Origin of the sequence: Xenorhabdus bharatensis (assembly GCF_037996705.1) — a bacterium.
GTDB classification, from domain to species: domain Bacteria; phylum Pseudomonadota; class Gammaproteobacteria; order Enterobacterales; family Enterobacteriaceae; genus Xenorhabdus; species Xenorhabdus bharatensis.
In genome coordinates this window covers 388,149-400,679 of record NZ_JBBMXG010000002.1, presented here as the reverse complement: position 1 = coordinate 400,679, position 12,531 = coordinate 388,149, and the positions used below count along the sequence as shown (strand labels likewise).

Here is a 12,531-nt window from a genome sequence, read left to right as displayed (position 1 = left end):
TCACGAGTCGTATCGTGCATCAATTCAAGCGCTTCTTTTTGAGCATCTGTCAGGGTAATTTTCATGGCGCGATTTTGATCTGATAGGAATGAAAAATCAAGCATCTTCAATGACGATGGGTATATACGGTATGGAAATGGGTTTAACTAATTGACATAGGTGGTGAGTAAAAAGCAAAGTATCAGCATTAGATATGAGTGATATTTGCGCTATAAAAGAGTATAAAAATAGACCTGTATCTTCTTCATCGACTCATAACCTAACCTCAAATTATTTCTTCAATGAAGATAGCTCAGGAACAGGAGTTTATATATGAGTATTTGCCCCATCTGCCGCACTCCCTTTATAAGTAGCATTAAACTACAACAGCATATAGTACAGCAGCATAAAGAACATAAGATTAATTTGAGAAACCCGGCTACCCCATTTCCTTTTGAATACACATTAAAACAAGCTATTAATGATAATGACCCAACATTGAGAAACCCAGCTACCCCTTTTCCTTTTGAACACACATTAAAACAAGCTATTAATGATAATGGCCCAACATTGAGAAACCCGGCTACCCCTTTTCCTTTTGAACACACATTAAAACGAACTATAAATGATAATGGTCCAATATTGAGAAACTCGGCTGCTCCATTTCCTTTTGAACACACATTAAAACGAACTATAAATGATAATGGTCCAATATTGAGAAGCCCAGCTAATCCATCAGATAGTGTACTTTTGGAAGCTGAAGGATTAATAAAAAGACCAATAAAGACACTTCGAGTAACTCGTTGGGCCGAGCTGGATTTAGATAGGGAAACTAAAAAACGCATTAACCGCGAAATTCAAGACTGGATTAGAACCGAAGGGAATCATCATCTTCGTTTTGAACAATTATTATATCAAGCGAGGCCATCAGATGGCATAGAAAGAGGTATTTCTCTTTTTGCCAGAGAAGACTTAGCTCCATACACAGTATTGGGTCCATATGCCGGTATATTGCATGATGACACTCTACCAGATTCACTATCCAGAGAAAGACGGAAGATGGGTACTACCAATATACACAAGTACACATTTCAAACCCTCTCAAGTAAACGATTAATCAGTTCATTTTCAAGCGGTAATATATTAAGTTTAATGAACACAGCAAAATTACCAGAATACCCAGCATTACCAGGTAAAAAGAACAATGTATCGTCCATTATGGTGGGAAAAAATATCATTTTTTACATTACAAATCAGTCTGTACAAAAAGATGAAGAACTATTGATTGATTATGGCACTAAATATGAAAGTGAACCGAATGCAAAAAAATTGAAACAAGAAGCATTGAGCAGAAGTCCCAGTCCTGGACCTTCATGGAAAAAATAGAGTTCTACACACAATGATTTTGAATACCAGACTGACGCGCCGCCATACCCAGTAATAATGCCGCAGGCAACAATATCACCGTGGGATACACCACATCCGGCCACGATAAATACAGCACACAGGGAAGGGTGCAGGCCGGTTTAATGCCCCGTTTGGCATGATGGTAAACAAAACTCGATTCATAGCCTGCGCCATACCGACGTAAATCCCGTCGCCCCAGTCCGTCAACCAGCGCAACCAAAACCACCATAACAAACAACGGAACGGACAACACCAGAATGGCTAATCGAATTAACGTCACCATCGTGATAAACACGGTAGCCAGCGCATATTCCCGCAAATAACCCGATACTTCCTGTAATACCGTATTGAATTCACGCAGAAAATCATTGCGGCTATTAAGCTGAGAGTACGATTTCCCCTGTATCCAGTGCAGAAAACCACTGTCGACAAACAGCCACTGATACGCCTGCGTCAGCCAGTCAGAGATCGTTTGTGCGGGATTTGATAACAACAGACTCCGGGTAAACTCCGTGGATAAAAATTGCAGCTCAGTTTTCATCATGGTCTGGCTGTGAGCCGCGCCCTCATCCGGCCAGAAAAAAGTCATCCCGAGATATTCCAGTAACAGACTGAACAGCCACTACATCACTTCCCGCCAGCGCCCTGCCCACAGCCAGATGGCATAGTGGGTATGCAGTTCAATCGTTAATGAAGAAGTTAAGACACCGGCATGCTGCTGCGGCCGGAATGCCGGTTTTTCTTCCAAATCTGGCATGCACAAAAACTCCTTTACCCTGATAAGTGAGGCAAACTATCAGGGTAAAGGAGGCTGTGATTCAATGAATAACCAGTTATGGGAAAAGGAAAAAATGATGAGTTTTATTCACTGTCAAAAAAGATGATTTTTTAGACACTGTTTCTAAATTTGTGTAATTGCCTGTTTTTGATATGTTTAATTTATCAACTAAAACAGGTGAAAAGATGGACGATTTAGAAACGGGGTTTTGTCATGATGTCACTGGGGTACATATGTCCTTGTCTGCGGCGCAAGCGGTATCCATTATCGAGACAAAACTGCGCCCACTGGGGGATGAAAAGGCGACAAAAGTCGTCGACATCACAGAAAATTTCAACTAACTTGTTCATGGCCTGTTCCTCTCTGGAGTGGTTTTCGGCTTTCACCAAAACTTTGCTCCTGGAACAGGCCTCTCGTCAATTTCTTATCCAGAATTCGGGTTAGTTAGCAATAAGGAGGGGTTTATTCCCCTTATTTACTAAACCTGATTTAATTCCGACTAAACTGTACTGACGTTCCTATATCACGTAAGTAAGATGTAATATTACTGCGAATATATTCATTTTTCTCTGTTGGGTATTTAAACCACGCCTGCTCTAGGAATGGGAGCGCCTCTTCATAATGCTGCCGTGTTTTTGCTAAAGTTTGAATAGCAATTAACGCGACTCTCTCATCATCCGAAACCATAACTTCAAAAAATAACGCTATTTTCTGATTCAATAACGCATCATTGGAAGCTGCATAAATCGCAGTTGATGCCAGATCTTTATCCGCGCAGCTAAATAAATGCATAAACTGTTCAACCTCAACTGCATTCAATTCTTTTAATATATAGCCAATGAAGCGTACTGTATTTATATCGGTACTTTTTGCCAATGTCTCAAGGAGCTGTTGTTGGAACAGCTTTAAATTCGCTTTATGATGAAAAAAAACGATTCCAGCGGCCTGACTGACAATATTATTATCATCGTTTTTCAGGTCATCCAATAAGTAACAAGTCGTTCTCTCTGGCGCAAATTGCGCTAATGTTTTTAATGCATATGGGTAAACATCATTATGTTCTTGTTGCACTATCCTTTCGAGTATATCCGCGCCTTTTTCAGATAACATCGGTAATTTATGAAAGCCTTTAATCACCTGAATTCGTTCTTCATTTGTCTGCACATTTTGGTAAGACGCCAACAACGTATCTTCATCACCACCCAGACAATGACCAAACCAACCAGTATTATATTCTTGGATCACCTCATCCAGCCAGCGTTCATACCAGTCGAGAAAGTTTTTTTCATAAGAGAAAAAATAAGGCTTCTCAGAGTCACACCAATGATGGGTATATAAAATTCGGCCTGCATATTCACCGGTAATCACCAACAATAAATCGTATTCACAACCACAAGTGCCTAAATAAAATACTCCTTGATGGAGCAGATTATATCTTTCATCATATTCTTCATCAGAGCAATCATCATCAATTTGGCTGATAGCCTGCCATTCTTGGTCACTCATGGTTGGTGACAGAATAGAAGGTAATGCGGCGGTTTGATCATAACGGCTTTCGCTATCTTCAAAACGTGCAATACCATAATATGGCCCAGCACCTCCGTTCCCTATTTGAGTCAGAAACAAAATAAAGTCTTCGGGCAATTGTGCTCCTGTTCTTTTTTGCCACTTGTGAATTTCCGTCATCTCGATAGGTGGATTTAACTCGTATTTGTGTCTATCAGCAGCGAATAATTCAAATTTTTTATCTACTTTTAATGCTAAAGGTAGCTTGAGCCGCACTCTTTTCACTTGGTCATTTGGGTAAGTACGATTTATTTCTAGCCTTGCTTGTACAGGTGTTGATGGTTGCTTTTGGAAAAAATTTGATATAAACCCCATTTTAACTGAGTATCCTATATTTTATTATTGCGTTTTATTTTCAACAAGCGAGATAACCAAAACCATTATTTCGCTGAATACCAAATGAATTTAACCTGAACTCGGGATAACGATCAATTCATCTTCATGATTTAACGAATAAAAAACTTATAGTGCATTCATATGCTCAGTGCGTTTTTCGTTCGATACTAAAACAGTATAAACATCAAAATACTATTCTAATTTTGATTATTAGCTACGTTAAAAAATAATGTCATTACTTGTTTCCTTGATATTTTTTATCCCAAATTGGGATCAATTATTCTTGATAATTAAATAACTTCCTTATATTTAATTACTCTCAAAATCGGATATTCTTTCATTATTACTCTTCTGTGAAGGTCTGTTTTTTATATTTTCAGGCAGTGACAGAAAATATGCTTTTAAACTGCTTTTAATCTTGTTGATAGTTCGCCAATGCCAGCCGCTGCCGGATATCTTTCACCACACTGCGAACATGGGATTGGGAAGATGGAATTATGGAACACTCTGCTTTCCGTGTGAATTCAGCAGACTTCTTAGCCGGAGCGGGCGTAGCAATAGTCGGTTCGATCTGCCCATACAGCTTCCCCTCCCGTGTCCATTTCATCATCGTCAGCAGCCAGCCGACCGGATTACCGATTTTCCCTGCCCGTAGCGCCTTATCCAGACAACTCAGCACGGTCTGCGCCTGTTCAGTGGGCAGCGCCTGCAACTGGCTGGTCAGCATCGTCACATCTTCCGATTCCAGTTGTCGGCACAACCCTTCCAGCAGAAAAACTGCAGATTGAGGTTCTACGTATGTTTTTTTATTCACACTCTGTGTGAATAAAAAACATAACAGTTCGGTTTAGCCGAACTACTATAGATGAATCAAAATAATTAGAGTAAAACATGAATAAACAACAACTGACCGCCAAGATTTGGGAATCGACCAACCAAATGCGTTCTAAAATCGAAGCAAACGACTACAAAGATGATATCTTAGGCTTCATTTTTCATCACTTTTTGTCTGATAAGCAAATTCAGTTCTTAATCCAAAACGAATTTGATGAGCAATCGATCAAAGATTTGAATGAGGGCGATAGCGACACCCTCAAATATATTCAAAACAAATTAGGTCACTTCATCGCTGATGACAATCTGTTCTTAACTTGGATCAGTAATGGTAAAGATTTCGACATTACTTATGTACGTGATGCGTTAACTGCCTTTACACTCCACCAGCAATGTTGAACTTGCTGGTGGAGATGCAATATTAGCGACGGGATTGGGCAGATACAGATTTACCCAGTTGCTAAACACTGCGCTCTGGAGACTTTTTCACCAACTCCAGTTCTATCATAACTGCGGTAAGGCGTTACAATACTGAATTCGTCAGAATAGATGAAAACGACTCTAACTTCTCTGTACACTCAGCTGGTTTTATCCTGAGTTCACCTTCCTCTGATACCAGCGCGAAACAGCTGACATCAGGGTTTAATTCCATCAAATTAGCCATTCTTTTTAGTAAGTAAATTACCTTCATTCTCTTCAGCGTGATTTCAAACCTCATATCGCGCTGCGCCGACTGTTCAATATTGACAATACATATACTGGTGTCTTCTGTTGCCTGATGAAGCAGCACGAGATCTTGATCACTGCGCTGCCGTGACAGGTTGGCTATGCCGGTATCAGAAAACCGGATGATTGAATCCTGACCCCGATCATCTATCGTGATATGTTGGTAATGGGCCAACACTTCGGGGTTAGAAAACCAGTAATACGATTTTTCTGAACGTCCGGTAATAGCCAGCCTATCGATGTCCGCTAGCTGCGGCAGGTGGATTTTTGTTCCCGGAGGAACTTGCCCTACCTGCAATACCAGCCTCTCCGGTGTTCGGTTAACAAAACGATAATTCCCCACTACTCGGGCGGAGCCGGATTCTCCTTCGCTGATTTGCCACAAATCTCCGGTAGTCTGGTCATGGACATAACTGGCCTCCTGCCCGGCGACCTGCCCCAGATAATGCAGAACATGATCCGAGTTAAGTATACCGGCGGAACGAAGCGTTTTCTTTTCTTTCGGCAGATACCACGCAGGATAACCATGCTCAGAAAACAGTCTAACGGCTTGCGATAATTCAGCCTCATTACTGAGTGCCACAATAGCTGAGGCAATTTGACTGTCCGAGCGATCCTGCACATGCCAGGCAATCAACACCGGACGGTCTGTCATCTTGGCATCAGCTGACAGCAGTAAGACCGCGCCATCCGGGGTTTCCAGCCGGAGTGTTTTGCCCTGACGAACCACACTAGCGTATTGATGGCTGGCCCGGAGCCAGGGTTGTGCCGCGGCAGGTTCCCCAGAAAGTACCCGCTTTTCACTCAACTTAAGGTCAGTCTCCGTCGACAGAGGCTGGCGATATAACTGATGGTTGTCAGTGTCAAAAATCCATGCCTGCCTGCCATCTTCCGCTTCCGCTAAACCAAGATAGACCAGAGTGTGTTCTGTATTGAGCCCAACTCTGCCCTGCACCACCAAATCTGCCTTACAGTCATACCAGGCACTGACGGGTTTTCCGTCTCTGTCCTGCAATCCCAATAGCAGCAGAGTACTGAACTGATCTGGAGTATCTCGTGCCAGCTGTCTCAGTGCGGTCGTCAGACCCTGCTGGTGAGGTTGCAGCAGCCAGTCTACCGTCACCCCGATCAGACGGATACTGCCCTGATCATCTGCCAGCCACAACTTCCCACTGCTGGAGAGTGCAACCAACTGCTTGTTCACGATGGATACGGATCTGATATCATCAACTGGCACCTTGCTGGCCGGGGTGTTGGACAGGCCATTATCCTGCTGAAAATAAAGACTATGTCTCTGATGGCTGTAAAAATAATAACCCGGTTTATCACCGGCCGTGGTGAAAACGCGGGTGAAATCCTCCGTTAGGGTCAGCAAGTCCGGATTTTTCTTTTTCAGCTCAGTCAAAATGTCGGCATCCTCCTGAGCCGGATTTATCCGATTCATTCTGACCACATTTTGCAGCTGTTTTCCATCAGTCTGTAACCAGTAATGTCTGTTCACACCCGCGACTTTCCCAGAAAGGCTGATCACCTCCGCCGGGCTGCTTTTAACCTGACGCTCCGGCGCGCAGAGCTCGACGGTTAACCTCTGCGTCGCTGCCTGTGGTGCCAGCAGACCATTAAACTCACCGTCACTGGAACCGAGAAGAACAGGCAACGAGATTTTTTTACTGACTTCATCCAGAGTCGCCAGCATGGTCGTATTCCCGTCAACTGCCACCAGTTTCAGTGCTTCCTCTTCCACCTGATAAGTATACGAGATAAGGTTTTCATCCAGCTGCTGTTCCACTACAAACCAAAGCTGGTCATTGCTTTGCATCACGTGACTGCTGATTTTCCCCTGATCACTTTCCGGAAACATTATAGGCAGATACTGCCGCAGAACTTCGCCACTGACAATATCCACTTGCCAGAGCGTGGTATCCCGGTAAAACCACGCCTTATCACCCTTAACGCTCGCCAGCTCTACATTGTTGAGAAAATCTGCTGCGTCAGGGACGTTAGTGTAAATCATGCGATCACGACCGGTTTCATAGAATGCACGGCCGACAGAACGGCTTTCCGGTGGTGAGTGTCGGTAGTGTTCCACCACTACATATGGCCTGTTGTGATGATCAGAATTGCTTAACTGCCTGAGATGAGCATGCAAAGCCTGAAGGCTGTTAAATCGCTCAGCATTCGTTTCAATCTCTTTTATCTGCCACTGCTGATTCTTTTCGTCCTGCTTGACAGAAAATACCCCCGCATTATTTATCAGGGAAATATTAACCGACGTTTCAGGCAGGGTTATCTTTATATTACCAATATGCAGTTGTCTGTTATCTTCTTTGTTGAGACTGGGGTTATCATCAGAATGGATATGACGGGCATCCAGTACCCAATGGGTAGCGGTGTCATTCCCCTGTAAGGACAGAGAGACACCCTCCTGCAAGCTGATACGGTATTTGCCCTTTCCGCCAGTCAACGAGTAGGACAAGATCCCGTGAATCTCTTTCGGTAACTGCGGGATGACAATATCCCGGTCTTCATCGTCCAGAATAATGTCAACCGGTGTTTCAACAAATTCTGGCTTTATACGACGTACCACGCGTTCTGAGGGAAAAGCATAAAAATCAAAGTCGAATCGTCCGTCTTCTTCCAGTCGTCGCAGAACGTCAAATCCCCGGTCGTTGCGAGCAGTGACGAAGGGCAGGGTCATATATTCGTAATTAATGTAGGACTTCATGGTAACGGGCAAGATCAATATGTCTCGGCTTCTGGGAGAGAAATGGAAGTCGATCTGCGCCTGTTTGTAGCCGATGCCTTCACGGATATTAATTGCCTGTTTTTTATCAGTATTAGCTGGCCTGCCGGGCCACCAGCCAAAGTAATTACTCCGGCCTGAACCCCATGAGTAAGTCGGGTCGTTGCGATAGAGATACTGGCTGTCAAAAGTCAGATTACCATGGCGCAAATCGAGCTGACGGATTACGGCGCCAGGGATTGGTTCCATCACCGTATAACGACTGCCATCTTTTGCCACTTTTTCCGCCTGCCGGTATCCACCCTGCTGATAAGCTACTTCCAGATCGGCAAAATAATTGCCTACCGCCCGAGCATCACTGGCTACCCTGCCGAACGCTTCGGCCAGAGCCGTGAAACCAATACCCAAACCAGCCAGTGGCACTGCCAACGAAGAGGCAAAACCAGCAACAATCGGGGCGCCTAAGATCCCAGCGCCAATACCCACACCCGTTGTCACCAGACCAGCACTGTCAAACGCCAGCTGAGTACCATAAACAGCCTTCTGGGATTCATTCTGTGCATGCGCCAGTTCTAGGCTGTCCAGTATCACACTGGCGATATTTAACCCCACTCCGACACCCGTGCTGACATGGGACAGCGATGAAAACAGGCTGCTGGTCACTCCCCGGCCTTCACTGGCCACCGCTCTGTACAAACTGGCGAGTTTAGCGCCGTCCTCCAGCGCACCATGAGCCATCTGCGCCAAGTTAACATAAGTGTGCACCTGTAGTGCGGTCTCTAACGTATTGGGCATCTTATCACTGGATACGGTGGTGCGATTTCTATCGGCAAACCATGGGATCAGAGTCTTAACCAGAAAGGCGGTATTCAGTCCGTGAACAGCATCTGCTTCGAGGATACCTGTGCGCTGGGTTAGTTTCCCTTTGCTATACTCGTGTGTTTTTCTGACAGTCTCGAGCTCTTTATCGTAAGAATGAATAAAATCCATAATACGTTGGTCATCCGTCGTGAATATCCGGGGAGGAAGCTCAGACCGTACCCTATTAGTAAACCATAAAGAATAACTTCCGGGCCGGGACTCATCCTCCCTGAGGCTACCCAGTACTGGCAGCCATTCTTCTGCGGACAGTGCATTTTTGCTGTACAGCTGCGCCATAGCCTGCTGAAAATCTTCGGCACGATTAAGCATCGCCAGCAGCCTGATATCCATCTGCGCATTGTCTGGATTATTTTCCAGTGGTGGATTAACCCTATCCCTTATAGGGACTGATTTATCTGGTGTTACTGTTCTTGCCTTCTCCCATATACTATTCTCCGGATTAAAATAGCGGACAAAATGTGGTAAATGGAACTTCTCAGACTCTGGTAAGCCCTTATTGATGAGATCTATCACTCCGGCATACAGTTCACCCTGTAACGTTTTTTCTTTGCCTATATCGCGGTACTTGTCGAACATCTGTAACATGTCCTTGCCGATACTGCCCTTCCCTTCCGGTTCGTAACGTGCAGCGACGTAGAAGGTTTCAAAGAACGAGTGATAACCGTTATGGATCATGAAGGCGGCATTGGCCATCTGGAAATCCCAGTATTCCTTGACACTCAACGCACCATCAAACAATTCCGGTAAGACATTGCTGACAGTCTGGGTAGTTCCTGAAATTCCGCCTATAAACGGGGTGTCCAGGTCATTCATGTAGCGCGTGGCTTTATTTTCAGGGTCAGGACGGAATTGGTTGTAGCTGCGGTACTTATCGTCCTTGATTAGGTACGAACCATCATGATATACCCGCTCTTCAGGGCGGGTATTGAGGAGCAGATACGGGTCTGGCTGATTCAGCCGATTATTGATTATGACCTTGTTTTCACCGTTTTCCGACATCAGCTCAGCATGGGGATTTATCGGGACTGCACGCTTGGAGTAGCTATCGGCTACTGGGCGCAAGACATGGAACAAGGCCTGTTTGCGCAGGCTTCTGCCCTTATTGCTCAACAGTGCCTCTCGCGACTTTTCAGCCGTCAGATCCTGTTGTACCTCGTTGCTCTCAAGGCTCTCGGGACCAGCCAATAACAAGGCGAGTAGCTTTTTGTTCACCGAGCGCTCAACTTCGGTATGATTGACATCCTGTTTTTTCGGGTTGTTTGGATGCTGTTGGTTGATCCGCTGGGTTTCTTCTTCGATGGCCTGAATGCGCCATTGTTCGTACTGCTGTGCCAGTAACTCCTTCGATTGGGCGATGTCACTTTGCACATAGTTATTTTCTAGGATCTTGTCCACCATCTTGGAGGAGAACACGAGAGTATTCAGTTTCTTCGCCAATTTGAACAATAGTGGGTCATTTTCGATGTTTTCCCAGACTGAAGTAGCAAATTCCTTTTCCCACAACACCTTGTTCAGGTTATTACCCTTGATATCGCGCGTTTTGGCATTGAAGTTCTTCGACTCCAACACCGCTGCGGGGGTGATGTGGTTACGTTCGAGCAAACGCACCAGTTGCTGCTCGAACACGTTGCGTTCTCCGCTGCCTTCAAACAAATGGCTGGCTTGCGCACCCTTATCTCGCAATAGATCTAGCTTTTCGAAAAATGCGGCGTTGTATTGATACAATTCGGCGGTCTGCGTCTGAGTCAAGTGCTTACTGTCGATCTTGTCGCCTTCAACGCTTATCTTCAAAAAGGGCGTTGCGGACAGGTAGGTTTCGCCCTGTGGCATTTCCAGCAAGTACTGGCGATCGGTAAAACCAACCGAGCGTTCCAGCTCATGGATATTGGTGAAAAGCCCATCACGATCCGGGTCATAACGGTTATTGCGAAAATCCTCCAAGCTGGTAGTCCGGAAGCTGGTGATGTCAGCATTCTGGTTGATTAAGTCACTCAAGGTGCTAGCCAATGGAAACTTATCGGATCTGCTGGACACCTTAATTCCAATTTGGTTCGGTACCTTGCGGTCAACGTTGCTCAATAATATTTTGCGATCGTTATCCAGAAAATGCTCCTTGAGGCCTTCGCGCTCGGAGTTTTCCGAAACCAGATAGTTAGCGAAAAACTTCTCGACGAATTTGATTTTGACCAGTACTGAGCGAATTGGTGCATAGGTCGGGGAGCGCAAGGATGGCTCATACTTGAGCCGGTATTGTTGTTGCCAAGCCAGAGAGCGGGCTGGAGTACCAAAGGAAAAGTTGAATACCCTGCCCTCCGGCACGACCAGCCTGCCGTCCCTCATGAAGAAGTCCTTGAAGCGTCCATCGGGGCTGGTATCAACCAGAGCGACACTCATGCGGATGTATCCAGGACGTTCCTCCATCATTAACAGTGAAACATTTACCGGCAGATTATCGGAGGTTTGGGGTATTTTGGTCAGCTTGTTGAGGGCCTCAGCTTCTTCCGTAGGGGTTGCCTTGAGAAAGTCGTTGTAGCGAGTTTTGACATACTTGTAGGCCTGCAGATTGGAAAAGTACTTCACGTATTTTGAGCTTAACTTTTCTAAAATGCGCTTCACGTCTTTTGAATTTAACTCAGGGTCAGCCTTCTCCTGTATAGCGAGTTGCTGTTCCAGAAGCGGTTTCAGAAACGTTTCCTGAGACGTGATCTCGGTATCTAACTGAGCCTGCTTGCCTGCTGCGTTCTTCCTCAGAGTCTCCGCATCCAAGGGGAGATCATCACTGAGAATACTCAAGGCCTTTTTCCTAGCGTTGTCAAAGTGTGTGATGGCCGCCTGCTGCGTTCTGTATATCCGGATATCGCGCTCCAGTTGCAGCTTGTAGGCCTCTCTTGCCGGCGTTTTAGGTCGTTTGTCCAGTTCCTGCCGGCTTCTCTCTAGTGTCTGCAAATGATCCTCGATAGAAACAGGATTTTCCTGCATCTGAAAATGCTGTGCAGCCAATACACTCAGGGTACTCTGCTGCATTTCTTGCAACCGTTCGTTTACCTGCTTGATATAGTTGGCACGCGCGTTGGTATCCATGTTAAACCATTCAGTCTGACGACCCGCCGCCTTGATCTGTTGATCGATCAGAGTATTGAGCAATTCTTCGAAGTCTTTCGACATATAAATCATTCCAGTAATCCCTTGGCTGTTTTTGAGCAAAAATCAGTCATAATATCTAAAGATATCTACCTAAACCGAATTGATAATTATTATCATTATCAATAAATAATTACAA

The 12,531-nt window shown here is 45.0% G+C and carries 6 protein-coding genes and 2 pseudogenes; 2 read left to right on the top strand and 6 right to left on the bottom strand.

What is annotated here, in order from left to right:
* Window positions 1-312 precede the first annotated feature (312 nt).
* Window positions 313-1,365 carry an SET domain-containing protein-lysine N-methyltransferase gene (locus AAC855_RS03700; RefSeq protein ID WP_340608252.1) on the top strand — a complete coding sequence of 351 codons (1,053 nt, stop codon included), beginning with the start codon at window positions 313-315 and terminating at the stop codon, window positions 1,363-1,365.
* A gap of 4 nt (window positions 1,366-1,369) precedes the next feature.
* On the opposite strand, the pseudogene AAC855_RS03695 reads toward AAC855_RS03700, so the two are convergent.
* From AAC855_RS03695 to AAC855_RS03680, 5 genes and pseudogenes are all read right to left on the bottom strand, one after another.
* Window positions 1,370-2,008 (bottom strand): annotated as a pseudogene (locus AAC855_RS03695) (TIGR03747 family integrating conjugative element membrane protein); the annotation flags it as partial.
* Complete coding sequence (locus AAC855_RS21570; protein ID WP_422824344.1) at window positions 2,009-2,143, bottom strand: hypothetical protein; 135 nt, start codon at window positions 2,141-2,143, stop codon at window positions 2,009-2,011.
* 230 nt (window positions 2,144-2,373) lie between these two features.
* Window positions 2,374-2,514, bottom strand: a pseudogene (locus AAC855_RS03690) (IS982 family transposase); the annotation flags it as partial.
* 139 nt (window positions 2,515-2,653) lie between these two features.
* Entirely contained in the window at window positions 2,654-4,045 is a 1,392-nt protein-coding gene (locus AAC855_RS03685; RefSeq protein WP_340608251.1) for an SMI1/KNR4 family protein, read from the bottom strand.
* A 433-nt stretch (window positions 4,046-4,478) separates the two neighbouring features.
* Window positions 4,479-4,880, bottom strand: a complete 402-nt coding sequence (locus AAC855_RS03680) for a hypothetical protein (RefSeq protein WP_340608250.1) — start codon at window positions 4,878-4,880, stop codon at window positions 4,479-4,481.
* A 77-nt stretch (window positions 4,881-4,957) separates the two neighbouring features.
* Between AAC855_RS03680 and AAC855_RS03675 the strand changes: the two genes are divergently transcribed.
* On the top strand, window positions 4,958-5,299 hold the full coding sequence (locus AAC855_RS03675) for a type I restriction-modification system subunit M N-terminal domain-containing protein (RefSeq protein WP_340608249.1): 342 nt from the start codon (window positions 4,958-4,960) through the stop codon (window positions 5,297-5,299).
* Between the two features lie 124 nt (window positions 5,300-5,423).
* Here the strand turns inward: AAC855_RS03675 and AAC855_RS03670 are convergent, their stop codons facing one another.
* The gene (locus tag AAC855_RS03670) at window positions 5,424-12,416 is read right to left on the bottom strand and encodes a TcdA/TcdB pore-forming domain-containing protein (RefSeq protein WP_340608248.1); all 6,993 of its coding nucleotides are present in this window, start codon (window positions 12,414-12,416) and stop codon (window positions 5,424-5,426) included.
* Between the last annotated feature and the right edge of the window lie 115 nt (window positions 12,417-12,531).